This is a genomic window from Lysinibacillus capsici (genome assembly GCF_003367505.1).
Lineage (GTDB): Bacteria > Bacillota > Bacilli > Bacillales_A > Planococcaceae > Lysinibacillus > Lysinibacillus capsici.
Map to the genome: position 1 here is coordinate 239,099 of NZ_PXXX01000010.1, position 26,900 is coordinate 265,998.

Sequence of the window (26,900 nt, forward strand, 5' to 3'; positions counted from 1 at the left end):
GAAATTCCTCCAACATAAAATCTCTGATATACACTTAGTATAGTAAAGTCATGTTTGGCGGAGAATGGAAGCTTGGTGAACTTAGCATGGATTATTGATGAACTTATCTCGATATTTAGTAGGAGAGATACCATATTGCTTCTTGAATACTCTACTAAAATAAAAGGGATCAGTAATTCCCACCGTTTCTGCAATTTGTTGTACAGGCACATCACTTGTAAATAGCATTTTTTGAGCCATGTTTATACGATAGTTTAATAAATATTCTGCCGGACCCATCCCTGCATGCTTTCTAAATATATAGGATAGTCGATTTCGATTAACGTTATATTGTTCGGCAAGAGAGGTAATGGAAAGGCTTTGATAATAGTTTTCATGAATATAAGTAGTTATTCGTTCGAATAGAGTGTGTGACGCACAGCTATTTTGTCGATTAGCCACACATAATAATGCTTCATTCAGTACATCACGAAATAGCATTTCTGTCTGAAACATTGATATACCTCCACGCTGATTATATACATGCCATAGACGCATAATTAACTCGATTAGACGAGGAGATTGTCCTATCGGTAATTCAAAATGCTGATGTGAAAAGCTTGTCTCTGCTAAATTCTCCGTACATATCCTGTACAAAACCAGAATATATTCCCAATTTGCATCATCAAAATTTTTTTGATTTAGTTTCATTTTCGCTCCCCCGTGTACAACTTTTCCTGGTGAAAAGATGTAAGGGGTGCCATTAAATTGAAATTCTATTTTTCCACAAAGGGGAAAAACAAATCCTGGAAAAGAATCTGTATAATCAGCGAAAGGTACACCTGTATTTCTAGAATATCGATAGATTCCTTTTACTTGGAAAGGAGTGTTTGCTAAATGCTCTGCAAGCTGATTTACGTCGATTTTCATACTTATATACCTCATTTCAATAATAATTTGTTTAGTCCTCGGTAGTTGGGTTGAATTATAGTTTTCATCTTATTCATTACCAAAAATATAAAAAGGTAGGGATGACGGCTCTCGCCTACCCCTACCTTATCGATAACGATTATCATTGTCAATTAAGTTGAAGCCTCCCTCTTATACCCAAAGATCCATCAACCTCACTCATTTCATTTCCCTATCTTTTATCCTCTTCCTAAAAGCAATTTCTTGCAAATCATCTCTCTTTCTCTTGAGAAAGATTTTATTTGGAAGGCTTCTGAAAGCCTTTGATTCTCAGATAAAGCTACTGCTTGTAACAATTTTTCTTCATAAGTTTGTACAAAATGATCAAGCGTCCGACTGGTTACTTTCAGGACTTTCGCAATATGGAGACTTGAAACTATACCTTTGCTCAACATTATAGATTGAAGTATCAATTTTGTAATCAACACTTCGATGAACGTCGAAATGTTTATATTTTACAATGAGTCTGACAGTGAAAACATTTATGGGAGGAACCAAAAATGAAAATAATGAAACAAATGCCAAATACAAAAATAATAAATCCTAAAATTTTATATTATGGATTTCCTGTAATTTTACTAAGTACGTTAAATGAGGATGGAACAGTAAATATTAGCCCTTTATCTTCTTCTTGGGTATTAGGAGACTGCATTATCTTAGGGATTGGTCTTGGAGGAAAGGCAATTGAAAACTTAGAACATCATCCTGAATGTGTCATAAATATCCCAGACCCCTCTCTCTGGGAAAACGTGGAACAGTTAGCTCCTTACACAGGAAAAAATCCAGTTCCTGATTTTAAGAAACAGATCGGTTTTACATTTAGAAAAGAGAAATGTGATATTAGTTGCTTAACACCTATTGGGTCTACAACGGTTATTCCTACTCGAATTATGGAGTGTCCTATTCAAATCGAAGCAAAGGTAAAACATATACGTATTCCAGATTATTCTCCTAATTTTGCTATCGTTGAGACCCAAACGACACAAGTACATGCCCACGAAGAAATAATTATTGACGAAAATCATATTGATCCAAATAAATGGAGTCCACTAATTTATAATTTTCGTCATTATTTTGGTTTGGGTAGCAACCTTGGTAATAACTTCCGCTCTGAGATCTAAACATTGGGATTAAAACATATGGTTCACAAAAAAGACCAGGTTCTCATTTGAGCGCCTGGTTATTTGTTAATAATTAGGTCTATAATAATATGCTTGCTGCTCATACGCACTAAATACTTCACTATTAAGCAATACAATAATTAAATCTGTTTTTTTCCATTTAGAAATGAAAAATCTTTCTTAGAACATTCACTTTATCTCTTTCATAAATTCTCTAAAGTCTTCAACGATTTCTTTTGCTTTTGTACGATATAAGAAATGATCCCCTTCAAATGTCATCACTTTCCCATGGACAGAATTAGCTATTTGTTTTTTATGCTCTGGTACCCATCTGTCCGTTACTGGATGCTTCTCTTGTATAAACAAAATAACTGGAAGATTTTTAGGGAATATTAAACTTTCAGCCGCTTTAAAGTTAGCATACATCATTTCAGCTTCATTTAACTGGCTGAGATTATACATATTTTTGTGCTTAAGAATTTTCAGTTGTTCTTTTGTTTTCTCATCATAGGGTAGTTCGACATATGGGTCATCACTAAGCTTCACCTGCAATCTAGCTAAACCTGATTTTTTTAGTAGTTTTAAAGTAGTTATTACTGAAGGTTCAATCTTTCTTTCACTTATTGTCGGAACACTACTATCCAGCCCGACAAATGCACTTACTTCGTTTGGATATTTGTTCACATAATCCAATCCGTAAAGGCCTGAAATGGAGTGACCCATTAGAATATAACGCTCAATTTGAAGGCGCTGTAATGCTTCATGGATTTCACTAACAATATTCTCAGTGCTTCTTTCTTTTTCGGTAAGAGCACTTAATCCATAACCAAAAGGCTCAATGACCACAACCTTGTAAAATGGAGATAATTCATCTACTAGTAGTTGAAAATCAAGTGCTGGTGCTGCTGTTCCATAACCAGGTAAGAGTACGACGGTTTCTTCTCCTTCTCCCTGGATAAAGACATTCATTTTTTTCCCCTCTACGGTGACAGACTGACCATAAGTTTCTAGTTTTCCTTGCTCCATTTTGCTACAAACAATATCAACAAGGAAAACAACCGCTAATAAAAGTAATATGGCTATAATTAAACCTACTACTATTCTACTTATAAAGGTTATCGTTTTTTTCATTATTTTGGCACGAGGGTATAGAACAGCAAGCGATAACTGTGTTTTCCTTTCTTCTCGTGCCACACCTCCCTTTCATACTTTCTTCTCCCTATCAATCTATCTCGGCTACTTTCATAAACCGCTAAGGATAGCTTATACAATGAAGGTGTACTGCCTATGACAACAATATGAACAGCGTATGAACAAAAAAATAGTACGTCATTAAATAAATACAGAAAGGACCTAATGATTCTTTTGCTAAGACATTGCTTAATTGACATGAAAAAAAGGATCTTCAAATCGAAGATCCTTTTGCTACTTTGTCAGATTTTCTGTATTTAGCTTTTACATTTTTTAATAATCCATCTTTATCAAGCAAAGTTGGTAAACTGATACCGATAACGATTATGACAATACCTGCTATTTGCAAAGTTGTAACCGTTTCGCTTAAGAGGATAACTGATACCATCACCGCGATTGGCAATTCAACAGCACTCAATATGGATGACATACCTAATCCCACTTTAGGCACTGCAATTGTGAATAAGAAAACTGGTATAATCATGCCAAATAACCCCAATGCTAAACCATAAATCCACAGTCCTTCGTTAAACAAAGTGCCATTCCAAATAATTTCTGGAGACTGAAAAGCCGCAGTCGTCATGAAAGCGAAGAAAGAAACCAATACTAAGCGATTAGAGGTTGTCATACTTGCGGTTGTCTTTCCGTTTACATATAAAAATAAGGAGTAACAAAGAGCAGCTGCTAAACCCCATAACCACCCTTGAAAAGGTATTTGAGACAAATCAACATCAATTATACCTGCAGCTGGTATGGTTCCAGCTACTAATATAATTAAAGAGATGAATTCAATTCTACTTGGAAATTGCCGTTTTGTGATACAAGAAATCAGCATACCAATCCATGTAAATTGGAACAGTAATACTACTGCCAAGGAAGCAGGCAAAAAGTTTAAAGAATGACCATATAAAATATTTGTTAACCCTGTTAACATGCCTGCAAACAGAAGGATTTTAACGCCTTTAAAGCTAAAATTTGATCTATTTGTAACTAAGGAAATACATACTGCTATACAAAAGCCGATAAAAAACTGACTTGTAACTGCCTCAGATACAGAAAAGCCACTACGCATTGCCAGTTTTATAATAGTTGAAACGATACCAAAACTACTAGCTGCAATCACTACTAATAGGGGATAAAGATACATCTTGATTATTCACTTCCCTCTCAAAACTTGTCTATTGATGAAATATTGTTTATGATTTTGAGATGTCGAAAAAAATCATAATCTCCAATATATATCACAGATTGTTATTTTACAATCTTTTTTTCGTTAATAATGAATCCTCTCGTAGAGGAAAACCTAATTTTTAAAAATGATAAAAAAGCCAAAACCCACATGTATCAAGGGTTTGGCTTTTATCTTTGTATTTCATTAATAAAGAATGTTAAATTGAATGTTTTTTCTCAATTTCCTTCAGCATAAATCTTATACTGTAATAATCCAATCAAAAAAAACACCCCCCTCTATAAAGAACATAGAAGTGAGATGTTTTTAATGTTCACTAATAGTATTAGAATGGCCGCAAACGTTTAGCGTGACTCTTTTGGCGGTTGGCATACATCACATTTTCGTTGGTTTTTATTTTTAAATTTCGTAAATGTTTTTTCAAAGTTAGTACCACATGCACATTTAAATAGTAGCTTTTGAGAAAAACCATGGTATTCAGTCGTTAGCAACTTACTTTCTGAATTGTTCTCAACAAATTTCTGAATTTCACCAATTGTCCAACGTTTATTCATTTCCTTACACCTCCATATTTAATCGTTCCGCGGAGGCTTTTCTTGGCATCCGTTATAAAAAAGAGCTTAAGTATCTTAAGTGCCTCATTATAACATGAGCTGGCTCACAATAAAACAGAAGTTTTACAAGCGTTGGAGGGCTGTACTCGTGCCTGTTACGGTTCGAGCGAGCCTCTAAACATTTGGTTTTCTAAGGAAATTTCATCTTTAATCATTATTTTTAAGATTCAAAGCTTTTGAATCTGCTCTTTAATATCCACCGTGCATAATCCTCCGTGATAACAAATCACCGATTCAATGTCTAGGTCTACATATTTTTTTAAAGATTGTTGAGCAACCTCTAAATCTAAAGTGGTTGGAACATGAATCCCTCCCAATATACCATTTACACTATACATCGAATCGCCGGCAACAAGCGTTTTACTTTGCTTCAAATATAAACTAATATGGCCAGGCGTATGTCCTGGCGTATGGATAACTCGTATTCCCCCACAATATGGTAGTTCTTGACCGTCTTTCAAGGTCTCATCCACTTTCCCCTTGGGTGGATTCTCTATGTGCCCGTCTTTCAAAAGCGGTAAATCCCCCTGAATATAAGGCTTATCTAGTTCGTGCGCATAAATTTTTATATGACTACCGCAATTTTGCAATATTTCAGGAAGACTGCCTATATGATCGATATCCTGATGTGTCAAAATCACAACTTTTAATTGGTTGAACGACACGCCTACCTCTTCCATTGCCTTACGTAAATCTTCCATTTGACCTGAACATCCGGTATCAATTAAAACAGCCATCTCCTGATCCCATAAAAGCGTTGGATGAATGAAGGCTCCGTTAAATTTAAGCTCCAGAATCTCTACTCCCCTAGAAATTTTCATCATTTCTTCCCCTTTATGATTAGATTTTATTATTCTTTTACATCCTGAAGAACGGTCCTCTTCCGCCAAAGCAACTCTCTCAATGTTTCAAAATTGACTAGAATCGTTCCAACAATAATCGTCAGAGTACCTATTCCTGTTAACCACGAAATATATTCATGATAGAAGGTAACACCTAATATAACGGCAATTACTGGTGAAATATACAGCCATGTGGACGGAAAAACAGGATTTGTTCGTGACACAAGCCAATAATAAATGCTATGACCAATCATTGAACCAAAAATAATTAAATAAAAAAGAGAACCAATTGAAGCTGGACTTAAAAGATAATGAAGCTGAATGTTCTCAGTAAAAAGTGACAAAATGATTAATAAAATCCCTCCATGCATCATTTGTGCTGCATTTAAAGCAATTGGAGATGTTGTTCCAAATTTTTGGATGACATGCTTCGTATAAATTGTTCCAGATGCATAGAAAACTTCACCTAAAATAATAGCGAAACAACCAACCATCCAGAAGGGACTAATCTCAATTGCAAAACTAGGTAAGATTAAGAACGTAACACCAATGACTCCGACAACACAACCAATAAATGATTTTCGGTCTCCTTTTTGCTTCAATATAAATGTCTGAATAACAATAATCATCATTGGACCTGTAGCAGATAAGACAGCTGCGATTCCAGATGTCACATACTGTTCTGCCCAATATAATGTGGCAAACGTTCCAAAGGTTAAGGCCACTCCTGTAAAAAACATTTCTTTTCGAAATACTAACCGGATTGTCGTTTTTTCGCGCCAAACCATAAAACTAAATAGTAGTAAACCGGCAATGAAAAAACGAAGACCAGCTGATAAAAACGGAGGAACTCCTGCATCAACACCAACTTTAATTGCTAAAAATGTTGTCCCAAAAATCAAACACATAAAGAAATAATTAATCATTACCATATCAAACTCCTCCTCTTTTTCTATCATAAAAGAAGTAGGATAGAACAGATTAAAAAGGATAGAACAGATCAATTTGGTTCGTGGTACAATCGGTTTGAATAGGAGGAATCGATGTGGGCAAAGCAAATCAAAATGAAGATTATCTTTTTAAGAAAGTCTATGATGATGTACTGCACCGAATAGAGCGTAAAGAATGGAAAGAACATGAAAAGCTTCCCTCCGTCCGGCAATTAGCATCTGAAATGAATGTCCATCGGCTAACGGTATTAAAAGCTTATCAACTATTAAAACAGCATGACAAAGTTTATGTAAAAGATAAATCAGGCTATTTTGTCCAATCAATTGTAACAAAATATATTGAATGTTTAGATCAAGACAATCCCATTGTTTCAGCATACGTAAAAAAAAATCATTTATCCGAAATCCATCAGCCATCTGTTTCCTATCATTTTTCTCAGGCATTGATTGATCCTAATCTTTTGCCTAATCACTATTTTTCAAATTACGTGAAGGAAGTGTTTGACCTATATCCGAAAGTACTGGCAACCTACTCAACGGTGCAGGGTGATTTAGAGCTACGTGAGACACTGACCCAATATTTTATCAACCACTATAAAACACATTTGAGTGCAGATGAACTGTTAATAACATCTGGCTCACAGCAAGCCATTCACTTAATTGCTCAAGCTTTTATTAAGCCAAGAGACGTCGTTTTATTTGAACGTCCAAGCTATAGTGCTGCGATTGATATCTTTAAAGCACAAGGAGCTCAGATTGTTACGGTGGATATCCACCCTGAGGGCTACGATTTAGAACAGGTCGAATACTATATTAAAAAATACAAGCCACGCCTATTTTATCTCAACCCTACCTTCCATAATCCAACTGGTTATACGGTTTCTGTTGAGCAGCGCAAAAGATTAGTGGAATTAGCTGAGCACTATCGGTTTCTAATAATAGAAGACGATGCCTATCACGACATTTATTTTGACCAAGCCCCACCACCTCCAATTTACACATTTGATAGTGTTGGGACAGTCATTTATATCCGAAGCTTTTGCAAATACATCTCTCCTGGTTTGAGAATTGCAACTGTTATTTGTCCATCATCATTAATGAAATCACTATTAACAGAAAAATCGCTAGCTGATAATGGCTCACCACTTCTCAATCAAAAAATTTTTCTCCATTACTTCTCCTCACTAAGATTGCAACAACATTTGGAGAAAATCCGGATTGCCCTACAGATTCGAAAGGAAATTATGGAGGAAGAGCTAGCTGTAACAGGCTGGCGATGGAACAGTCCAAAAGGCGGTCTAAATTTATGGGTACAGCTCCCAGACGATCTTCCAACTGAATTATTATTATCTAGAAGCATCGCACAATCGATCTCCTTTGTGCCAGGTCAAGTTTGTGATCCATTAAAACAACTATCCTCCTGGATACGTTTAAGCTATTCCTATGCAAACGAAAAACAGCTAAGAGAAGGAGTAAAAAAGTTGGTTACAGTGGCGCAATCACTTTCTAAGTGATCGGACTAGCGATTTAATTAAATCTATAAACGGTGGTATTCACAGCTTTATCAACCATTTCAATTATTTTTTCATCGGTGGCACGAATCGTAATAAGCGGTAGACATAGCAACAACAGGCAGACATATACACCTAACATATTCAGCTGTCTATTTGAATAATATGAAAAAAAGTTATACACCTAGCTCTTATCTGTTCAAAATAATTACAGCAAATCACAGCAAAAAATTGTTCTCGGTGTAGAACACAATTTTACCAAGGAATGATAAGAGTGCTTTCAGATTTGAGAAAGCCATATTAACTCTATATTCCAGTAAAAATAACAGCCAAATTAACTTTATTATTGAAGAGCGAGATTTAGAAAAATTTCTATTCTCATAACCTCCCTGTAGAATGATAGAATGTTTTTATACAGTGATAGAAGGAGGAGAAAGATATTGTCTAATCAAAATGAGTCTTCATTAGATAAGGAAAAGCAGCCTAATCCGAAAGTTAAAGTAGAAAGAAAAGAGGGGGAACCAACTGCTGCTTTCAAGGGGGCTTCCTGGGGCGCATTGTTAGTAGGTGTTACGGCATATTTTATAGGCTTGTTTAATGCAACGATGCAACTAAACGAAAAAGGATATTACCTAGCTGTTTTAATATTTGGACTCTATTCAGCAATATCCTTACAAAAAGCAGTAAGAGATAAAGAAGAGGGAATACCAGTTACTAGTATTTATTATGGTATTAGCTGGGTTGCACTTATTGTATCTATTTCATTAATGGGCATTGGGTTATATAATGCTGGGAGTATTGTTTTAAGCGAAAAAGGGTTCTATGGTATGTCATTTGTTCTAAGTTTATTTGCATCCATCACGGTTCAAAAGAATATTAGAGACACACAGAGAGCTAGAGAAAGAGATTAAGTTACTGAAAGAGTCGAGAAGTTCATTCTCGATTCCTTTTGTCATTTTTTCTTAAGCTCCATACTCCTCCAGACTATAAAAAAAGAAAAGAGCATGGCTGTCATCAGCCATACTCCTCTCAATTTTATTTTTCTCCGCTTATTTCGACTAAAATTTTAGATTGTGTTTTGTCATTTGTTAACGTTTTGAATCCTTTTTCAACAATCTCATCTAGGTCAATTTGACTTGTGATGATCCCTTGTGGATTTAGTTGACCAGCGCTCATTGCATCAATTGTTCTTTGGAAAATTGACGGTGTATAAACAATGGATGATAATACATTAACACCTGTGTTTGTAAGTTGCATTGGATTCCATTCGATTGGTCTTGCAAAAATCGAAACAATCATCATGTTACCACGAGGTTTTGTTACATCAATTGCTTGTTTAAAGGTAGGAGCAACTCCTGCCACCTCAAAGGATACATCAACCCCATCTGCAACAATCGCACGAACTGCTTGTACAGGATTTTCTTTACCTGAATTAATAGCATGGGTTGCACCTAATTCTTTTGCCTTTTCTAATCGATCATCGGATAAATCTAATACGATAACTTTACTAGCACCTGATGCTTTTGCAGCGATTACTGTTAATAATCCAATTGGTCCAGCTCCAAATACAGCAACAGAATCACCTAATGTAACCCCAGCATCTTTAACAGCTTGTACAGCAACAGCCATTGGTTCTACCAGTGCACCATCTTGTAATGTTAAGTTATCTGCTAAACGATGTATATTCGTTACAGGGACATTAACATATTCCGCAAATCCACCGTTTCCATGTAAACCAATAAAGTTAAATCCATCATAACGATCGACTTCTTCATGTTTATTTCTATATGTTAATGTAGGATTGATGACAACTCGGTCCCCAGCCTTAAAGTCAGTAACCTTAGAGCCAACTTCTTCGATGATACCAGCAAATTCATGTCCCATTGTAAGTGGGGCAACTTCACCTGTTAAATCAGCTTTTTCATTAACTGGTACGAAAACCGGACCTTCTTCGTATTCATGCAAATCACTTCCACAAATACCAGCCCACGCTACTTTTACTTTCACTTCTTCTTCTCTTAAAGCGCGTAATTCAACCTCTTCAACTCTAATATCTTTCACACCATGCCAAACTGCAGCTTTCATTTATGTTACCCCCATAAAATTATTTAAATTGGTACCATAAAATAACATCCTTAATAGCTACTCGTGCATGATCAAAATCCGACACTTCTATACACTTGATAAAAGTATTGATGGACATATGATAGGATTCAACTAGATTCATCTTCCATTTGGTTTGTGCAGCTACATTTGTAACAAATATTGTTTCTTTAAAGAATCGTAGCATAGCAATATTTCCTGTAACATCAAAAAACAATTGTAACAAGTGGGCAAACGAAACAACATATTCATAAATATTTTCAGCAGACTTTCTTTGTTTCATAGCTTCAAATCGAAATAATAGTTCATTTTGCAAATCGGCAGTCCATTTAGATTCACACTTGGTTAGTGCAATATCCAATAGATGATAAAGCGCTTCCAAATAATCCTTTAATTCCTGATCCGTTATAATCTTCACTCTTACACCTTTATGTTGTACTTTTTCAACTACACCATCTTTTTGTAAAAGATATAGAGCCTCACGGACAGGTGCATGACTTACTTGTAACTCCTTTGCAATTTCTGCCTCTATTAAGCGCTGACCTTGTTCATAGTAACCAGAAAATATGCGAAATAATAATCGTTCAGCTATTTGCTCAGAAATTGTTTTTTTTGAAATTGAATTTTCATCAAACCCCATTAAACCACTCCAATAAATTTATATCCTTTTATTTTAACATAGTTCTGTGTATAGGGTGATTAGCTAAAAGCGTTATATATTATGGATTATAGATTATCGATAATCTATAAAAGTATTTTAATCTATAAACTCATTTCTTTCAAATATCTTGTTTTGGGTAGGTAACTAAATAATATCAAGTACCTTTTATGAGAAAATTTATAAATGCAAAAAAGATGGTGTTAAGTTGATCAGATTGGTATATGGAGATAATTTGCGATATGAGTTACTCAATACTAACCCATAAAAAATGCACACAAATTGCTAGTTATTGTCTAACAATTTGTATGCCATTCATCTTAAAGTGATTTGTTATGAGTTGACGATGTATATCCCTTTTTTTCCATTAACAACTATTGCGCTATATGAACCACTAATCTTCTCTGTTACAATTTATATGGGCTTACCAGCACTTTGCATACCGAATGCAACCTTTTAATTATACTATTTCAAAAAGACTTAGGAATAACTCCTAAGCCGTTATCATGTTTCTTCTCATATGAAAAAGAGTCTGTACCCCTAGTCTCTATTCTCTATATAACTAACAATTTGATTGGCAACAGTTGATGTTAACAACGTAGATATATTACTTAAAACAATAATTGTTGCGTCACTTTCTATCAACCTTAAATAGGAGGAAGTAAAACCATTAATCCCCCCATGATGAAAAATGAGCGTATTATTCTTTTTTGTCTTAGTAATGTTCCATCCATATCCGTTGCCAAAACGACCTGATGAAAGCATCTGAGTTGTTATATTTTTCGATAGTAAACAATTATTTTTTATTGCATCATCAAGTAATTGTAAATCTTCTACTGTAGAAAATAACCCACCAGCAGAATAGGTGTTAGACATATTGATGAAACTAGCATGATAAATATTATTTTTTTCTAACTCATAACCGCTTGCTTTATACTTTTGAATAGCCACGTTATAATCAAGTCCAGTATTTAACATAGATAGAGGCTGAAGAATCTTTTGTTTAAGAAACTCTTCATAACTTAAACCACTTGTCATTTCTATAATCTTACCTAATACAATGTATCCTGAATTAGAATAATTAAACTCTTTCCCTGGTATAGATTTGAATGAACAAGAAATAATCCAATTTATTAAATCATCTGGTGATTGTAGTTGATAAGATTTTAATAAAAAATCAGGTTGATCAGTAATATTACCAATGCCAGATGTATGCGTTAATAGATGTTCGATCATAATTTGGTTACCTTTTGGAAAATTAGGAATAAAATTATCTACAGTATTATGTAACTGTAACTTTTGCTCTTCAACTAGCATTAAAATTGCAATGGTAGTAAAGATTTTAGTTACAGATCCAATACGGAACTTTGTAATAGCTGTATTTGGTATATCCCATTCATAATTAGCTTTTCCAAATGATTCTTTATATATTGTTTCTCCTTGATCAACCACTAAGATATTTCCACTAAACCCCTCTTCTTTTGAGTTTAAAAATGAATGAATATATGATTTTAGCAAATATCAAGCACTCCTTATTTTGTACTATAAGTTACTTGAAATGTTATCCAATGGCATTTACCAACTTCCTCCTTTCGAACTTTACGAGATCTTAAAGCTCATTTCTAAGATTTCTGCGAATTTCCTTTTGCTTTAACTTTATTAATTCTATGATACTTTTACAGATTCTTTTAAGTGACTCATTTGATTTGTAAGTGAGTACGAAAATACTGCCACCTTCTATCATGCTAAAGACTAAATACGCCATTTCTGTAGCTTCCTCAGGGGGCCAATTTGATTGGATAAACTTTTCTCTTAATATCATGATAAGTTCTTCATAGGCATTCTTGCATGCTAAACGAAGTTGCTCACTCATATGCCAAGTTTCCAAAGAAATAAGTGCAAGTGGAATTCCATCATGTGCAATTTTTGGATTGAAACTTAAACATTGACCAAAAAAACACTCTAAAGCTTTAATTACATCATCATGCTGTGAAAATAAATTTCTCAACTCTTGAGCAGCAAAATCTTTTGTTCGATTAATTGCCTCTGTCGCTAATTGCTCCTTGCCTTCAGGAAAATAATAATAAAGCGAACCTTTTGGACAACCCGACTCTTTAATAATTTGATTTAATCCAGTAGCATGGTACCCTTGTTTTTGAAACAGTGTTGACGCGGTTGATAAAATTTTCATTTTACTTTCTTGATTTCTAGACATTTTCCCCTCCGAAATTATAACGACTGGTCTATATAATAAATTGTTAAGACGATAAAGTCAATAGAACTGATTATTGCTTCACCTTTACTCGTTTAATAGTTAATTCAACTTTCATTTTTAATGGCAAGCTCTAATTCCTCACCTTTTATGATTACTTGATCTACATCAAATAATTTATTTTAATTACCCATTAATTCAGACTGCTTTTCACAGGATCAAAATTTTTTAAAATCAGCACCATCTTTTTTTCTCTTCATATTCTATAGAATCAGAATATTGAGGGGGAAACGTATGGGGATTGAATTCACAGCTCTCCATTGGATTTACGTGGTTTTTATTGTGCTCATCATCGGATTTATGGTTAAACGTCGCGATACCACCCTCATTTGTGTAGTAGGCATCTTTATGCTAGCGATTGTTGCAACTGGTGATTTTACTTCTTCCATAAGTGGTGTGTTTAACAGCTTTATTTATGCCATAACTGAGCTGCTATCAACGATTCTTATTATTTCGATTATCGTGGCGATGAGTCGGGTCATGATGTCTTCAGGTATTAATGAGGTTATGGTGGCCCCTTTCACAAAGATCATTAAAACACCCGCACTCGCTTATTGGACGATTGGACTTTTAATGATGTTTATTTCTTGGTTTTTCTGGCCATCACCTGCAGTAGCGCTATTAGGAGCCGTGCTCTTGCCTGTTGCGATTCGGGCGGGCCTCCCAGCACTGGGGGTTGCCATGGCGATGAACTTATTTGGGCATGGTATTGCATTATCGAGTGATTTTGTCATTCAAGGGGCTCCAAAATTAACGGCTGATGCTGCTGGTATCCCTGTTGGAGATGTTGTTTCAGCCAGTATTCCGCTTGTTATCACAATGGGCGTTGTAACGACAATTGTTGCTTATATTTTTTTAAGACGTGATATGAAACGAGGAACGCTACTTTTAAATACTGGCAACAATGAGGAGGAGGATGGTGAACAAGAAACTGCGGAAAACTTACTGTCAATTGGGCAAAAACGATTCTTCGCCGTACTTATTCCTATTGCCTTTATCTTAGACGTTATCGCTATGTCAGTATTCAATTTAACGGGCGGTGATGCAACGGCTTTAATCGGTGGAACCTCTGTTTTTATTTTATTGTTGCTTAGTATGGTTGCTCATAAATCAGCGGGATTAGAAAAGACAACAAGTTATTTGATTCAAGGATTTCAATTCGGCTTTAAAGTCTTCGGACCCGTAATTCCAATTGCTGCTTTCTTCTATCTTGGAGATGCTGGCTTTACACAAATTCTTGGAGATCACCTCCCCGCTACTTCACACGGTATTGTCAATGATCTGGGTGTCGGTCTTGCAGCAATAGTTCCGTTAACAAAGGAAATTGCTGTTGTTACATTGGCAATTGTTGGTGCCATTACTGGGTTAGATGGTTCGGGCTTCTCCGGAATTTCTTTAGCAGGTTCGGTTGGTAGTCTATTCGGGAATGCCATTGGTGGGGGAACAGCCACTTTAACTGCTTTAGGGCAAATCACAGCTATATGGGTAGGCGGCGGCGCATTGATTCCTTGGGCATTAATCCCAGCAGCTGCTATTTGTAATGTCAGCCCATTTGAGCTGGCAAGACGAAATTTAATTCCTGTAGTCATTGGACTGATTGTGACAACGATAGTTGCTGTATTTTTAATTTAATAAAAATAGTAAGAGATGGACACTAGGTTATCAGTAGCCATCTCTTTCACTCTCCGTATAATACTTTTGTAAAATGTCATAAAACATTTCTTTTAGTTGAGATTTTTTCATGCCTAAAATATAAGCCTCTATCAATAATTGCTCCACTTTCATAGCTATTTGGTGACATGAAATAGTCGTTGCTTTATTAGGATCTACGATAACAAATGCTCTAGACTGAGGCTTAATGGTGATGATCCCCTTTTTTTGAAGCTCTTTGTAGCTTTTATGAACTGTATGCAGATTGAGGTTTGTTTGTTCCGCTAGCTGGCGAATTGAAGGCAAATGGTCCCCCTTTTTTAAGCTTCCAGTCGCTATGGATAAAAGCAACTGCTGTGTGAGTTGTTGATAATATGGAATTTTGCTTCTTCGATTTACTTTTACATTCATTTGTCGAGGATTTCCTCCATATTAAAATTTCTTTTTGGCAATAAAATGATGCATGATAGCCATCATGAATAGTACAAGTAACAGTGTGACAATAATATTAAAGCTATACCATTTTTCTATGTCACCTGTCATGATTATCGTTGTAGCATACAAACTATTACTAGCTGGATTTATGACATCTAAGAATGGATGTAAACCAGCACAAAAACGACAAATAAATAAGACACCAATACTAATTAAAGCAATAAATGGTGTACTATTAAAAAATGTACTCATCATGGCAACAAATGTAATGATGAACAACAGCCAAATACAATAAAATGCTAAAGCTATCAATGCGCGCATTATCGGTACAGAGGTAAATAAATAAGATGTATAGCCAAGGGACATTGCATAGCCAAGCGAAATACATAGGACGGCTAAAATATAATGAGTAAGGAGTTTACTGTTTAAGTAGGATGTGATTGATACTGGCCTTGTTAAAATGAAGGCCATCATTCCATTCGCTTTTTCTCCTTGAATAATACCCATCGTTGCAATAGCAAGGATGATTATACCTAATTGATCAAATTGCGAATTAAGGGTTGAAGCAAGCACTTCTTCTCCTCCTGGCTTTGCCATTGTTGGATCAATTATAATCCCTTCTATACCACCCATTGATTGTAAAATAGCAGGCAAGAAATACATCATAATCGGCTGAGTTAAACCTAGGAGGATATAGACGATTGGTAGCCAAACGACTTTATATTCCTTTGTCATTTGATTCATTTCTTTTTTACTTAGTGCTATAAACGTATTCACTTCAAATTACACCACCAATTCTAAAAATATTTCTTCTAAGCTTTCTTGAAGGCCAAGATCAAACTTTGTAAATAGTACATTTGAATCCAATCCGTACTGTAGCAATCGATGGGCGTCCTTTTCCAAGTGATTGACATATACTTTAAAACCTTCCCCACAATTTTCGATTCTCTTTACATAAGGTAAATGTTCAATCGTTGTTAGCCACTTCACATCTTTCTTTTGAACCGCTAAAAAGATAGCTGAATCTTGATAGCGATTAAGTAACTCTAATTTTGTTGCATCTTCTATTTTGTAACCATTTTTAATGACCACAAAGCGCTCACAAACTTCCTCCGCATCGGCTAAAATATGTGTAGAAAGTAATATGGTCGTTTCTTTTTTTATGTCTTTTAATAGATTCAGCACTTCACGTCTACCAATTGGATCTAGAGCTGAAACTGGTTCATCCATAATGATGAAAGCTGGCCTGTGTAATAAAGCTTGTGCGATTCCAAGACGCTGTTTCATACCTCCTGAAAATGTTCCAACATGAGCATATGCTTCTTTCCCTAAGCCTACCTTTTCCAGAAGAATTGGGATGTCTTTTTGTAATTGATTTTTCGAAATACCCGAAAGTGTCCCCATAAAGGCTAAAGTTTCAGAGGCTGTCATCCACGAGAAGAAATTAGGGTACTGTGGTAAATAACCAATATGATTTTTCATCTTTGAAATTTTTTGCCCATCAAGTACAATGTCCCCTGCATCTGCATAAAGAATATCAGCAATAATCTGAATTAATGTAGATTTTCCTGCCCCGTTTGGTCCAATAAGCCCTACACATTCATTCGAATCTATAACCATTGAAAAGCTACTTACTGCCGTTTTCTGTTTAAATTTTTTCGTAATATTATTAATTTCTAAGCGCACGTTTATTGACATCCTTTCTTCCCATCACGAAATATAGAACAGAACCAATTGTATTAAAGAACAAAATAATAATGGCCCACATTAGTATGTTTTCTCTGCTATCTCTATGTTTATATAAATCTATTAGTGCAACAGTGATAAGTAAAAAACCTACGAGTACAAATGGTAAAAGAATTGGTAGTATGTTTGCCCAATCAATTTGATTTAAGTCTTCAAAACCATAGTGTAATTTCATTTTTATAACCCCTTTCATTATCATTATCAATAATGATAACAAAAGAATGAAAAAATTTCATTACCTTTTTACTGTACATCTTTAAAAAAACGCTATAGTATATTTTTTGATAATGTTCTCAAATTGATAACATTTGATTGCTTCCCTTGATACTATCTCATTTTCTGGTAGGAGGATCGGTTTATGCGTAATAAAGCAGAGGTATTAATGCACCCTGTGAGAATGAAAATTTTACAAGCTCTGATGCACAATAAAGAAGAGGGTTTAAGCACATTGGAGATGATTTCTGTCATTAAAGATGTACCACAAGCCACTCTATATCGTCATATCCAAATTTTAGTCGATGAAAATATCATAAAAATTGTGAAAGAGCGAAAAGTTCGTTCTGTTACAGAGAAGTTTTATGCATTAAATGAAGGAGCAGCAAAACTTAGTAAGGAGGATTGGACTCAACTCACAACCAAGCAAAAATTAAATTATATTTCCTACTATCAATTGGCTTTACTATCTCAATATCAAAATTATTTGCATTCACTTGATGAAAAAGAAAGCACAACAGATTTAGCAACTTTTTCTTTAATCGACTTAACGTTAACGGACGATCAATTCAAAAACTTTGAAAATGAATTAAACGATTTATTAACTAAATACTATAATATGACCGATTCAAATAAAGGTTTGGAGACTAAAACAATTGCTTTAAATATTATTCCAAAGCCTTAGGTACTATTGACGTAAAGAAATGGAGAAGATTTATGAAAAAAGGAAAGTCACTAGAAAATATACGAAAATTAATTATGATCATTATTGGGGCAGTTATAGCCGCATACGGACTAGAGGCCGTGTTAATTCCGAATGCTGTCATTGATGGCGGTGTAACAGGTCTTAGTATTATGGGTGCGCACCTCTTTGGTATCCCGTTAGGCGTACTGCTCTTTGTATTAAATATTCCGTTCATTTATATCGGCTACAAGCAAGTTGGAAAAACCTTTGCCTTAATGAGTAGCGCTGGTATTGCAGCATTATCGATTTCTACAGTGCTTTTACATGACGTCAAAACCATTTTAGGCCCAAATGATCCCCTCCTAATTGTCTTATCTGGTGGTATGCTCCTTGGTGTGGGTATTGGAATTGTCCTACGAAATGGTGGCGCTTTAGATGGCTCAGAGGTTTTAGCTGTACTATTATCTCGTAAAATTCCATTTTCAGTCGGCGATATTATATTATTTATCAATGCCTTTATTTTCTTAGGGGCAAGCTTTATCTTTGGCTTAGAGAGTGCTCTCTACTCAGCGTTAACTTACTATATTGCCAAAAATGTTATCGATATTATCCAAGTTGGTTTAGAAAAATCAAAAGAAGTTCGTGTTGTTAGTGGAAAATCCGAGGAGATTGGAGACGCTATCCAAGCCCGCTTAGGACGTGGTGTTACCTATACACATGGACGTGGTGGTTTCTCCAATGAACCAACAGAAATCTTAAACTGTGTCATTAACCGTATGGAAGAAAATAAATTAGTTTCGATTATTAAAGACATCGACGAAGGCGCTTTTGTAGTCATTTCTGATGTGTCAGAAGTTCGTGGTGGTAACTTTAAGAAACGAGATATCCATTAATTTCAAAGTAAGTAAGGCGCACTATGCCTTACTTACTTTTTTTAGTTGCTTCTATCATATTTTAGGCCTCCTATTAAACATAATCCTCCCAGCATTACTACTAAGGAAGCCCCAACTAAGGCATACTGATAGCTATTTGTGTAACTTGCAAGTGTGCCTGCAATGGATGGACCAATCATTTGTCCGAGCGCATAGCCAGCCGTTAAATAACCTATCATTTGATGACTATTAACTGGTGCAAGTTTCCTCGCTAATGTTGTACAAACAGTTGTAATTCCCATAAAGGTTGCCCCAAAAATGAAGGCACTAGCATAAAGGGTCATCGAATTTGTAGCTAGCGCAGGTAAAACAATACCTATCGCTTGCAGTAGCATAGAGATGAGTAAAATTTTCACATAGCCATAACGCTGTGCTAGCTTAGACCAAACGATACATGAGGGAATTGCTGCAACACCCACAACAAACCATACAAAGGCTGCATCTCCATGAAAGCTTGTCGACTCCTGTGCAATTGATACAATAAATGTGCCTGTGACAATATAGCCAAGCCCCTCTAAGCTATAAGCGATGATTAACCATTTCATCCAAGACTGAGGAGGCGTTTTCTGTGAAATTATCTGGCTTTCCACTAGTTGTTTACTTGGTGTAATAGGCTTAATGAATAGTACAATCAAGACAAACAATACAATACTAAATAAAGCTAATACGATCCAAGTTCCATTCCAATGGAAAACAGCTTGGATTGGTGAAACAATTACCGCACTTAATGCAATCCCTATTCCCACCCCACTATAGAACAGCCCCGATAGATGCATATGACTACTGCTGGCTAACTGGTCTAGTATAAGGCTTGTTATAACAACAAAAATAAAAGCACTCACAACACCCGAGATAAATCGTAATAAATACCAAATGATGATTACATTTGTAAAGCCCATGAAGGCTGTTGTTAAAATGCTGATAACAAGGGTAATTTGCAAAAAGAGAATACGTTTATTCCCTATTGGTAAACGACCTGCCACCCAGGCTCCAACCAAATAACCTAAGTAATTACTTGTTGCTAAGTAACCTGCTGTTGCTCGGCTAAATTCAAAAGTTTCTTGCATATAAGGTAAAATAACCGTATACGAAAAACGGCCGATGCCCATAGCAATAACTAAAGCAAAAATGCCCCCGATTAAATAGCGTACGGTTTCCTTGTGCATATCATCACTCCTTCTATTTCACTATATCGAATATCTAGGTATCAAAAATAGATCTAATTCTTTATAATAAGTATCAATAAAATTGATAGCTGGAGGGCATATGAATATTAATGATTTAACGATTTTTCGAACAGTCGTCCAAACAGGTAGCTTTTCTAAAGCTGCCACAGCACTTAATTACACACAATCCAACATCTCTATGAAAATACAAAGTCTTGAGGCACTCTACGAAACAACCTTTTTTTATCGTGGACATCGAGGGATACGGTTAACATCAAAAGGAGAACAATTCTACGAGTTAGTCCTAAAAATGCTTCATCTCTATGAAAAAACCTTTGAGATCATACATGAAACGGAGGAACAACGAGGCGTTTTACGAATTGGTTCGATGGAAACAACTGCTGCATTACATTTACCAACTCTGTTAAGCACATTTCATCAAGCACATGAACAAGTGGATATCACCATATTAACAAGCCCTTCTCAGTACAATATCGAACGGGTAGAAAACTATGAACTAGATGGCGCATTTGTTACCGGACCTGTTTATAAAGAAAATATAATGATGAAAGAGTTTGTCTGTGAAGAGCTTGTTATTCTCACTTCTAGCAAGCATAAACCTATTAAGCATCTACAGGATTTAGAGGGAAGCACTGTGATTACATTCCGCCACGGCTGTTCCTATCGAGCCATCTTGGAACATTGGTTACATGAAGAAGGGGTTCGACCACAAAATCGAATGGAGCTTGGTACGCTTGACGGTATTATTGGCTGTGTTGCTGCTGGGTTAGGTATTACCTTACTACCACTTGCAATTGCGGAAAAATATATGGCAACACAAGCATTAACATTGCACAAGATAAAGAACAAGCAAGCACGTATTCCTACATGGTTTATTTATCGTAAGGACGAAGTACAATCCCCCATCCTAACTTATTTTTTAGAAGCCATAGAAGCTTATGACTATCCGACAGTTTGAGGGTTCTATCTGTCATTTTAACAATTCTATCCTTCCACTAATAAAAAAGCTGTTCAGCAGATTATCTCCACTGAACAGCTTATTATTAGGCAATAACGGTTTCCGCTATGTTAGAAGCATGATCACCAATTCTTTCTAAATTACTCACAATATCCGCAAATACAATACCTGCTGAACCTGAGCAAACTCCTTCATTTAATCGCTTAATATGCAATTTACGTAAACGTCTCTCCATATTATCAATTTCATTTTCTTTTTCTATCACTTGCTGTGCTAAGGAAAGGTCACGCTTATCAAGGGATTCAATAGACATTTTCACAGTTTCTAATGTAAAAACAAACATATCTTCTAACTCCTGCATCGCTTGTTGACTTAAACGAACACGATTACTATCCTTGTATTGCAGAAGCTCAATTATATTTTCTACATGATCACCAATTCGTTCGATATCCCGAATATTTTCAAATAAAGCATGATGCACTTGGGAATCATGGGTTGATAGAGATTGTTTTGATAGCTCCACTAAATATTCCGTTGATTTGCGGTCTAAATTATTAATGGCTTCCTCCAATTGGCCGACCTTGCCGATTAACTTAGCATCATCCGTTTTCAAAATCGTTAACGTTTCTTCTAGACCTTGAATACTATACTCGCCCATGCGCACTACTTCCATTTTTGCTTGACCTAATGCCACTGATGGTGATTTGATAATCAAATTTTTATCCAAAAATTTTGGTTTGTATTCAATAACTGAATCTTCGCCTGGAATTAGTTTCGTTACGACATAAGCCCAAACACCTATGAATGGTAACTGAATGATTGTATTGATGACATTAAACGTTCCATGTGCAAAGGCTATTTGCATTTTCGGCTCTAAATTGAGCACCCCTGCAATCCATTCCACATAGTTCGTAAATAATCCCAATATGAGCATAAAGATAATTGTACCCACTACATTAAATAGTAAATGTGTGGCAGCTGCTCGCTTTGCTGCAATAGAAGCACCTAAAGCGGCTAGAATTGCTGTAATCGTTGTACCAATATTATCTCCAAACAAGACAGGTAATGCCCCGTGTAAAGTTATTAAATCTTCAGCATAAAGCCCTTGTAAAATCCCTACTGTAGCTGAGGAAGATTGAACAATCAGGGTGAATATCGTTCCTACTAATACCCCTAAAATCGGCACATCAGACATTTGTACAGTCAAATCTAAAAATGGTTGCCAATCTCTAAGCGGCTTCATTCCACCACTCATAAGCTCTAAACCAATAAATAAACCTGCAAACCCGAATAATACTTGTCCCATATTTTGAATGAAACTTTTCTTAAAGAAAAATAAGCATATCGCGCCCACTGCCATAATTGGATATGCGTAAGCACCTACATCTATTCCTATAATAAATGCTGTGATGGTTGTCCCAATATTAGCTCCCATAATAACGCCTATTGCTTGACGCAATTTCATAAGTCCTGCGCTCACTAGTCCAACAGTTATAACGGTCGTACCTGAACTTGATTGTATGAGAACTGTAACAACAATACCAACTAGTACACCCATCAATGGGTTTGTTGTAAATTTATCTAAAATATCTCTTAGTCGATCACCTGCAGCCCTCTGCAAGCCATCTCCCATAAATTTAATAGCGAAAAGAAATAAGCCTAACCCTCCAAGAAATTGGAAAATCATCTCCTGTACATTGATAGCCAATCCATTCAACCCTTTCCTTGTTGTCAGACTTTATTATTAATAGTTTTAAGCTAGCTGTACATATCATTTACAATGGATTAAATTAATGTTTACACGCCCTTTACAATTAGTCCAAAAAACGGACATATTCAAATCAAATTCAACAAAAAACAAACAAAAAAAACATGAAAAAATCTTCAATCAGATTTTCACATGTTTTCTTTTGACGACTGAATGCATTTCCATTAGGCTGTACTTAGACACTGAAGGGAGTTTTCTATGGATATTTTTATAGCTAGTAACCGCCAATTACCGATCCGCTACTATGTGCAGGAAGCAATTTGGATTCGACGTGGTGGCAGTATTAAGCTGCCAGATCTAACACTGCCATTTTTCGTTGAGGTAGAGATTAAAAATCAATATAATTTACATATCATTGCAGATTATATTATGGACTTTCAACGACAATACAAGCATACTGAAATCCAATTATTAATCAGAAACACAGCTACCCTAGCAACCCTGCAAGACATGCTGTCACATCATACACAAACACAACATGCCATTACTATTCTTCCATTGTAGTCAGTTATGTAGCTGCTAACGGCAATGTGATAATAAAGTACAGTGTCTCATTTTTGTATTTTGCGTGAATCGTTCCTCCGTGAAGCTCCACTATGCTTTTGGCAATCGCTAGTCCAAGCCCTGAGCCCTCGGTTACATTTGTTCTCGATTGATCTTTTTTATAAAATCTCTCAAATAAACTAGCAAGCTCCACCGATGTAAAGGCATCACTTTGATTCGCTACACAAATACGCACATGGTGTGCTTGTCCTTCAAGGGAAACCATAATTTTCCCTTCAGCAGTACTATAATTGATCGCATTGATGAGGAGATTATCAAAAACTCGTACAATCTTTTCCGAATCCAGCGCAGCAACAATTCGATTCTCTGGAAAATGTTTTATAAAAATACGTTGTTTCTCCTCTGCTAACGGTACTAATTCCTCCATTAGTTGTTCGAGCAGCTCATTTACACAAACTTGTTGTCGCATTAAAGTATTTTTATCATTCGTGAGCTTAGTATATTCAAATAAATCGTCTATTAAATTTTTTAATTGTTCGGATTTAGAAAAGGCTATTTTCAAATATTCGTCATATTGCTCTTTTGTCTCATACTTCTCTTCTCTTAATAAACGCAAATAACCCATGATTGAGGTAAGAGGTGTTCTAAGGTCATGTGAAACATTTGTAATAAGCTCGTTTTTTTGTTGCTCAATTTTCCTCTCCATCTCGATACTTGTCATAATTTCTTCTGCCATTTGATTAACATTATCCGTTAGTGAAGCAATTTCATCTTGGCCTTTTTTCTCAATACGAAAGGCTAAATTTCCTTTTGCGATTTCCATAACCCCCTCTGCTAATGCCTCAATTTGATTCATTTTGCGTTTTGTTATCAAGAAAAATGATACGATAAACAACATAACACCAATGAAAAAAGGTATGGGACCTTCATTCGTACTTGTGATGGCTTCTCCTTGTGGAAGTCCACTAACAAAGAAGTAATAATTTTTATCTTGTAAAGTTAGTGGCACTAATGTAGTAAACTCTTCACGAGAAGTTTCGATCATATGATAGGCATTTTCAAAAGGTTGATTCATTGTAAAGCCCATGACATGCCTTATTTCTTCATGCAAATCGATTTGTTGCTCTTTTACCTGCTTTGTTTTATATAAGATCTTACCTGCCTCATCCGTGACGACAATTTTGAATGCATTGTCCTCATTTTCTATTTTTCCATTTTCTTGATCGATCAATTCTCTTAATGCTTCAACACTATTTTCTTGGGTTGCCAATGCTGCTGTATCCTGTGCATGATAATACATCATCTTCATACTACCACTATAATCCACAATCACTGTCTCATTGTTATTCTCAAAAAATGGCACTACTGCACGTGCCACTAAAAAACTGCCAAGTGCACATAATAAAAACGTTGTAAATAGTTGAATACGAATGCTACGTTGAATATTATTTTTTATTTTCGCACCAATTTGCTTCAGAAACCTTGGGAACTTTAAAAGCCTAAAGAACTTTTTCAACTTTATACCCTACTCCCCATACGGTTTTAATATATTGTGGATTCCTTGGATTTGCCTCAATTCGCTCTCTAATTTTTCGAATATGTACCATTACAGTATTTTCCGATTGAAATGCTTCCTCTTTCCAAACTTTTTCATAGATTTGCTCTGCACTCATGACAATGCCAGGGTTACTAACAAGCAATTCCAAAATAGCAAACTCCCTAGGTGTCAGCTTTACTCTTTCATTGTTAACAAAAACTTCATGTGTCGCTGTATTGATACGTAAATCGCCAACTTCCAGCTCCTCTCTATTGCTGCTATGTAAGCCACTCATTTTCAGGTAGCGACGGAGCTGTGATTTAATGCGGGCAATTAGCTCTAACGGATTAAAGGGCTTAGTCACATAATCATCAGCACCTATCGTTAAACCACTAATCTTATCCATATCTTGAGATTTGGCAGTTAGCATAATAATAGGCATTTCTGCTATTTCTCTTACCTTCATACACATTTCAATGCCATTTACTTTAGGCATCATTAAATCCAATACAATTAAATGTACTTTATGCTTTTTTACTAACTGTAAGCCCTCTTCTCCATCACATGCCTCTAACACATGAAACCCCTCATTTTTCAAATAAATGCCTATCAGATTTCTTATCTCTTTTTCATCATCTACAATTAAAATTGTTTCATTACTCATCTAATCCCACCATTAATCAAATATTTTCCATTTATAATGCTCCTCCATTTTAGCTATTTTTTTATTTTCCGTATATAAAAATAATAAATACAGCTAACAGTCACGATGAATAACCCAAAGTACATACCATATTTCGTAGCAATCAAAGAAATATATTCAATTTGACTGCCAAATAATAAACCTAGTGTAAAATAAATCAATGTCCAGACAAAGCCTGTTGTATAGGAAAATAAGGCATATGTTTTAAAAGACATATTATTCATTCCCACCAAGTAAGGGAGGATATGTCGAACAATTGGAATAAAGTAACTCAGGACTAATGCAAAGTGTCCATATTGATCTAACAATTCTTGTGATTTGGTTAAGTACTTTGCCTTTTTCTTTTTCACAAGTTTATCGAGTACACGATGACCAAATAGTTTTCCAAGTATAAATCCTAGAGAAAGCCCTGAAACAACGCCTAAATAAGTAAGTAAGAAAGATTTCCATATGATCAATTTTCCTAGCGACGATAGAAAACCACCACTCATGACAATCATTTCATCTGGTAGCGGCATGCCTATGATCCCTAGCCATAAACTAAAAAACAAAGCAAAATAGCCATATTGTTCAATAAATAATAAAAGATCCTTTAGCTCCATTAGCTGACCCTCGTATTTCCTAGCCTACAGCTCAATACATAGGCTGGTGGCATATTAATCCATACTTTCTCATGTGAAATATTCTGAAAATAGGTTTGGAAAAATGATTTTTTCACAAGTGAATATTGGAAAGTAATGAATTTTCCATTGTACAAACAATCCCTCACATTTCTTAAAATACAACACGATACTTCCGCCTTTAACGATGTAAATGGCAGTCCAGAAATAACATAATCTATTTTTTCGATATTCAAATCTGTCAAATATTGCTTCAAATTTTCTGCTGAACCATGGATCACTACAACATTAGCTACATGAGCAAATTGCCTACGCAGTTTCTCACAAAAAATCGCATTATGTTCAATGAGAACAAGCAATGTAGCTGGCTTTTTTCTTTTCACAAGCTCCTTTGTAAAGGCCCCCATCCCAGGGCCAAGCTCTATAATGCATTGAGCCGTCTCAAAGCAAATAGGTTGCACCATTTTATGCGCTAATTTCTTAGAACTAGGTGATATAGCGCCTATTGTTTTTGGATGCTTTATAAATTCAGTAAGGAAGGTGATGAGCTGCATTTAGTTGTC

Annotated in this window: 29 protein-coding genes; 8 read left to right on the forward strand and 21 right to left on the reverse strand. The window is 35.5% G+C overall.

What is annotated here, in order from left to right:
- Positions 1-81: 81 nt before the first annotated feature.
- Complete coding sequence (locus C7B89_RS08280; RefSeq protein ID WP_115673474.1) at positions 82-909, reverse strand: helix-turn-helix transcriptional regulator; 828 nt, start codon at positions 907-909, stop codon at positions 82-84.
- A 218-nt stretch (positions 910-1,127) separates the two neighbouring features.
- Positions 1,128-1,343: an opine metallophore biosynthesis dehydrogenase gene (locus C7B89_RS08285; protein WP_115673543.1), complete on the reverse strand. Its 216-nt coding sequence runs from the start codon at positions 1,341-1,343 to the stop codon at positions 1,128-1,130.
- 105 nt (positions 1,344-1,448) lie between these two features.
- Here C7B89_RS08285 and C7B89_RS08290 point away from each other — a divergent pair, with 105 nt between their 5' ends.
- Complete coding sequence (locus tag C7B89_RS08290; protein ID WP_048391158.1) at positions 1,449-2,069, forward strand: flavin reductase family protein; 621 nt, start codon at positions 1,449-1,451, stop codon at positions 2,067-2,069.
- Positions 2,070-2,258: 189 nt separating this feature from the next.
- Here C7B89_RS08290 and C7B89_RS08295 read toward each other — a convergent pair whose 3' ends face one another.
- The 5 genes from C7B89_RS08295 to C7B89_RS08315 form a co-directional block, all read right to left on the reverse strand.
- Positions 2,259-3,200, reverse strand: coding sequence for an alpha/beta fold hydrolase (locus C7B89_RS08295; RefSeq protein ID WP_244205603.1), 942 nt, complete (start codon positions 3,198-3,200; stop codon positions 2,259-2,261).
- A 274-nt stretch (positions 3,201-3,474) separates the two neighbouring features.
- Positions 3,475-4,407, reverse strand: coding sequence for an EamA family transporter (locus tag C7B89_RS08300; RefSeq protein WP_054550654.1), 933 nt, complete (start codon positions 4,405-4,407; stop codon positions 3,475-3,477).
- Positions 4,408-4,793: 386 nt separating this feature from the next.
- On the reverse strand, positions 4,794-5,003 hold the full coding sequence (locus C7B89_RS08305; protein ID WP_048391161.1) for a hypothetical protein: 210 nt from the start codon (positions 5,001-5,003) through the stop codon (positions 4,794-4,796).
- A gap of 227 nt (positions 5,004-5,230) precedes the next feature.
- Positions 5,231-5,884 carry an MBL fold metallo-hydrolase gene (locus tag C7B89_RS08310; protein WP_115673476.1) on the reverse strand — a complete coding sequence of 218 codons (654 nt, stop codon included), beginning with the start codon at positions 5,882-5,884 and terminating at the stop codon, positions 5,231-5,233.
- 29 nt (positions 5,885-5,913) lie between these two features.
- Positions 5,914-6,837 (reverse strand): DMT family transporter, encoded by a 924-nt coding sequence (locus C7B89_RS08315; protein ID WP_115673477.1) that lies wholly within the window; start codon positions 6,835-6,837, stop codon positions 5,914-5,916.
- Between the two features lie 113 nt (positions 6,838-6,950).
- On the opposite strand from C7B89_RS08315, the gene C7B89_RS08320 reads away from it, so the two are divergent.
- Together C7B89_RS08320 and yiaA are read left to right on the forward strand one after the other, a co-directional pair.
- Positions 6,951-8,369, forward strand: a complete 1,419-nt coding sequence (locus C7B89_RS08320) for an aminotransferase-like domain-containing protein (RefSeq protein ID WP_115673478.1) — start codon at positions 6,951-6,953, stop codon at positions 8,367-8,369.
- Between the two features lie 437 nt (positions 8,370-8,806).
- Positions 8,807-9,277, forward strand: a complete 471-nt coding sequence (gene yiaA / locus C7B89_RS08325; protein WP_048391167.1) for an inner membrane protein YiaA — start codon at positions 8,807-8,809, stop codon at positions 9,275-9,277.
- Positions 9,278-9,401: 124 nt separating this feature from the next.
- Here the strand turns inward: yiaA and C7B89_RS08330 are convergent, their stop codons facing one another.
- The 4 genes from C7B89_RS08330 to C7B89_RS08345 all read right to left on the reverse strand — a co-directional run bounded on the left by C7B89_RS08330 (position 9,402) and on the right by C7B89_RS08345 (position 13,342).
- Complete coding sequence (locus C7B89_RS08330) at positions 9,402-10,451, reverse strand: 2,3-butanediol dehydrogenase (RefSeq protein ID WP_054550650.1); 1,050 nt, start codon at positions 10,449-10,451, stop codon at positions 9,402-9,404.
- 19 nt (positions 10,452-10,470) lie between these two features.
- A complete protein-coding gene (locus C7B89_RS08335; protein WP_048391171.1) occupies positions 10,471-11,109 on the reverse strand; it encodes a GntR family transcriptional regulator in 639 nt (212 codons plus the stop codon).
- A gap of 558 nt (positions 11,110-11,667) precedes the next feature.
- Entirely contained in the window at positions 11,668-12,645 is a 978-nt protein-coding gene (locus C7B89_RS08340) for a serine hydrolase domain-containing protein (RefSeq protein WP_115673479.1), read from the reverse strand.
- Between the two features lie 91 nt (positions 12,646-12,736).
- A complete protein-coding gene (locus tag C7B89_RS08345; protein WP_048391175.1) occupies positions 12,737-13,342 on the reverse strand; it encodes a TetR/AcrR family transcriptional regulator in 606 nt (201 codons plus the stop codon).
- A gap of 291 nt (positions 13,343-13,633) precedes the next feature.
- Here C7B89_RS08345 and C7B89_RS08350 point away from each other — a divergent pair, with 291 nt between their 5' ends.
- Positions 13,634-15,031 carry a hypothetical protein gene (locus C7B89_RS08350; protein WP_054550648.1) on the forward strand — a complete coding sequence of 466 codons (1,398 nt, stop codon included), beginning with the start codon at positions 13,634-13,636 and terminating at the stop codon, positions 15,029-15,031.
- 30 nt (positions 15,032-15,061) lie between these two features.
- Here the strand turns inward: C7B89_RS08350 and C7B89_RS08355 are convergent, their stop codons facing one another.
- Genes C7B89_RS08355 through C7B89_RS08370 form a run of 4 tightly spaced genes read right to left on the reverse strand, consistent with a single transcriptional unit; the run spans position 15,062 to position 17,405 of the window.
- Entirely contained in the window at positions 15,062-15,460 is a 399-nt protein-coding gene (locus C7B89_RS08355) for a GntR family transcriptional regulator (protein ID WP_115673480.1), read from the reverse strand.
- A 21-nt stretch (positions 15,461-15,481) separates the two neighbouring features.
- On the reverse strand, positions 15,482-16,261 hold the full coding sequence (locus tag C7B89_RS08360; RefSeq protein ID WP_048391181.1) for an ABC transporter permease: 780 nt from the start codon (positions 16,259-16,261) through the stop codon (positions 15,482-15,484).
- A 6-nt stretch (positions 16,262-16,267) separates the two neighbouring features.
- Positions 16,268-17,170, reverse strand: coding sequence for an ABC transporter ATP-binding protein (locus C7B89_RS08365; RefSeq protein WP_054550646.1), 903 nt, complete (start codon positions 17,168-17,170; stop codon positions 16,268-16,270).
- Positions 17,154-17,405: a PLD nuclease N-terminal domain-containing protein gene (locus C7B89_RS08370; protein WP_054550645.1), complete on the reverse strand. Its 252-nt coding sequence runs from the start codon at positions 17,403-17,405 to the stop codon at positions 17,154-17,156. The genes C7B89_RS08365 and C7B89_RS08370 overlap by 17 nt, the downstream gene beginning before the upstream one ends.
- A gap of 183 nt (positions 17,406-17,588) precedes the next feature.
- Between C7B89_RS08370 and C7B89_RS08375 the strand changes: the two genes are divergently transcribed.
- A complete protein-coding gene (locus tag C7B89_RS08375) occupies positions 17,589-18,128 on the forward strand; it encodes a transcriptional regulator (protein ID WP_048391183.1) in 540 nt (179 codons plus the stop codon).
- Positions 18,129-18,160: 32 nt separating this feature from the next.
- Positions 18,161-19,021: a YitT family protein gene (locus tag C7B89_RS08380; RefSeq protein ID WP_048391185.1), complete on the forward strand. Its 861-nt coding sequence runs from the start codon at positions 18,161-18,163 to the stop codon at positions 19,019-19,021.
- 41 nt (positions 19,022-19,062) lie between these two features.
- Here C7B89_RS08380 and C7B89_RS08385 read toward each other — a convergent pair whose 3' ends face one another.
- A complete protein-coding gene (locus C7B89_RS08385; protein WP_115673481.1) occupies positions 19,063-20,226 on the reverse strand; it encodes a YbfB/YjiJ family MFS transporter in 1,164 nt (387 codons plus the stop codon).
- A 100-nt stretch (positions 20,227-20,326) separates the two neighbouring features.
- Between C7B89_RS08385 and C7B89_RS08390 the strand changes: the two genes are divergently transcribed.
- A complete protein-coding gene (locus tag C7B89_RS08390; protein ID WP_103117676.1) occupies positions 20,327-21,205 on the forward strand; it encodes a LysR family transcriptional regulator in 879 nt (292 codons plus the stop codon).
- An 85-nt stretch (positions 21,206-21,290) separates the two neighbouring features.
- Here the strand turns inward: C7B89_RS08390 and C7B89_RS08395 are convergent, their stop codons facing one another.
- Positions 21,291-22,892 carry a Na/Pi cotransporter family protein gene (locus C7B89_RS08395; RefSeq protein ID WP_208644730.1) on the reverse strand — a complete coding sequence of 534 codons (1,602 nt, stop codon included), beginning with the start codon at positions 22,890-22,892 and terminating at the stop codon, positions 21,291-21,293.
- 279 nt (positions 22,893-23,171) lie between these two features.
- Between C7B89_RS08395 and C7B89_RS08400 the strand changes: the two genes are divergently transcribed.
- Positions 23,172-23,477 carry a hypothetical protein gene (locus C7B89_RS08400; RefSeq protein WP_048391191.1) on the forward strand — a complete coding sequence of 102 codons (306 nt, stop codon included), beginning with the start codon at positions 23,172-23,174 and terminating at the stop codon, positions 23,475-23,477.
- 4 nt (positions 23,478-23,481) lie between these two features.
- Here C7B89_RS08400 and C7B89_RS08405 read toward each other — a convergent pair whose 3' ends face one another.
- The 4 genes from C7B89_RS08405 to C7B89_RS08420 are packed head-to-tail and all read right to left on the reverse strand — an operon-like array spanning position 23,482 to position 26,891.
- Entirely contained in the window at positions 23,482-24,993 is a 1,512-nt protein-coding gene (locus C7B89_RS08405; RefSeq protein WP_115673483.1) for a sensor histidine kinase, read from the reverse strand.
- Positions 24,977-25,678 carry a response regulator transcription factor gene (locus C7B89_RS08410; RefSeq protein WP_048391196.1) on the reverse strand — a complete coding sequence of 234 codons (702 nt, stop codon included), beginning with the start codon at positions 25,676-25,678 and terminating at the stop codon, positions 24,977-24,979. Before C7B89_RS08410 ends, C7B89_RS08405 begins: the two co-directional genes overlap by 17 nt.
- Positions 25,679-25,731: 53 nt before the next feature.
- On the reverse strand, positions 25,732-26,319 hold the full coding sequence (locus C7B89_RS08415) for a DedA family protein (RefSeq protein ID WP_103117674.1): 588 nt from the start codon (positions 26,317-26,319) through the stop codon (positions 25,732-25,734).
- Positions 26,319-26,891 carry a class I SAM-dependent methyltransferase gene (locus C7B89_RS08420; protein ID WP_054550638.1) on the reverse strand — a complete coding sequence of 191 codons (573 nt, stop codon included), beginning with the start codon at positions 26,889-26,891 and terminating at the stop codon, positions 26,319-26,321. Before C7B89_RS08420 ends, C7B89_RS08415 begins: the two co-directional genes overlap by 1 nt.
- Positions 26,892-26,900: the final 9 nt, after the last annotated feature.

Bases quoted from the DNA above. Each gene is read 5' to 3' on its own strand.
- C7B89_RS08350 (WP_054550648.1), top strand. From the start codon at position 13,634: ATGGGGATTGAATTCACAGCTCTCCATTGGATTTACGTGGTTTTTATT.
- C7B89_RS08315 (WP_115673477.1), bottom strand. From the start codon at position 6,837: ATGGTAATGATTAATTATTTCTTTATGTGTTTGATTTTTGGGACAACA.
- C7B89_RS08370 (WP_054550645.1), bottom strand. From the start codon at position 17,405: ATGAAATTACACTATGGTTTTGAAGACTTAAATCAAATTGATTGGGCA.
- C7B89_RS08400 (WP_048391191.1), top strand. From the start codon at position 23,172: ATGGATATTTTTATAGCTAGTAACCGCCAATTACCGATCCGCTACTAT.
- C7B89_RS08330 (WP_054550650.1), bottom strand. From the start codon at position 10,451: ATGAAAGCTGCAGTTTGGCATGGTGTGAAAGATATTAGAGTTGAAGAG.
- C7B89_RS08385 (WP_115673481.1), bottom strand. From the start codon at position 20,226: ATGCACAAGGAAACCGTACGCTATTTAATCGGGGGCATTTTTGCTTTA.
- C7B89_RS08310 (WP_115673476.1), bottom strand. From the start codon at position 5,884: ATGAAAATTTCTAGGGGAGTAGAGATTCTGGAGCTTAAATTTAACGGA.
- C7B89_RS08335 (WP_048391171.1), bottom strand. From the start codon at position 11,109: ATGGGGTTTGATGAAAATTCAATTTCAAAAAAAACAATTTCTGAGCAA.
- C7B89_RS08410 (WP_048391196.1), bottom strand. From the start codon at position 25,678: ATGAGTAATGAAACAATTTTAATTGTAGATGATGAAAAAGAGATAAGA.
- C7B89_RS08420 (WP_054550638.1), bottom strand. From the start codon at position 26,891: ATGCAGCTCATCACCTTCCTTACTGAATTTATAAAGCATCCAAAAACA.
- C7B89_RS08280 (WP_115673474.1), bottom strand. From the start codon at position 909: ATGAAAATCGACGTAAATCAGCTTGCAGAGCATTTAGCAAACACTCCT.
- C7B89_RS08300 (WP_054550654.1), bottom strand. From the start codon at position 4,407: ATGTATCTTTATCCCCTATTAGTAGTGATTGCAGCTAGTAGTTTTGGT.
- C7B89_RS08355 (WP_115673480.1), bottom strand. From the start codon at position 15,460: ATGAATGTAAAAGTAAATCGAAGAAGCAAAATTCCATATTATCAACAA.
- C7B89_RS08380 (WP_048391185.1), top strand. From the start codon at position 18,161: ATGAAAAAAGGAAAGTCACTAGAAAATATACGAAAATTAATTATGATC.
- C7B89_RS08305 (WP_048391161.1), bottom strand. From the start codon at position 5,003: ATGAATAAACGTTGGACAATTGGTGAAATTCAGAAATTTGTTGAGAAC.
- C7B89_RS08390 (WP_103117676.1), top strand. From the start codon at position 20,327: ATGAATATTAATGATTTAACGATTTTTCGAACAGTCGTCCAAACAGGT.
- C7B89_RS08345 (WP_048391175.1), bottom strand. From the start codon at position 13,342: ATGTCTAGAAATCAAGAAAGTAAAATGAAAATTTTATCAACCGCGTCA.
- C7B89_RS08295 (WP_244205603.1), bottom strand. From the start codon at position 3,200: ATGAAAAAAACGATAACCTTTATAAGTAGAATAGTAGTAGGTTTAATT.
- C7B89_RS08375 (WP_048391183.1), top strand. From the start codon at position 17,589: ATGCGTAATAAAGCAGAGGTATTAATGCACCCTGTGAGAATGAAAATT.
- C7B89_RS08290 (WP_048391158.1), top strand. From the start codon at position 1,449: ATGAAAATAATGAAACAAATGCCAAATACAAAAATAATAAATCCTAAA.
- C7B89_RS08285 (WP_115673543.1), bottom strand. From the start codon at position 1,343: ATGTTGAGCAAAGGTATAGTTTCAAGTCTCCATATTGCGAAAGTCCTG.
- C7B89_RS08395 (WP_208644730.1), bottom strand. From the start codon at position 22,892: ATGATTTTCCAATTTCTTGGAGGGTTAGGCTTATTTCTTTTCGCTATT.
- C7B89_RS08415 (WP_103117674.1), bottom strand. From the start codon at position 26,319: ATGGAGCTAAAGGATCTTTTATTATTTATTGAACAATATGGCTATTTT.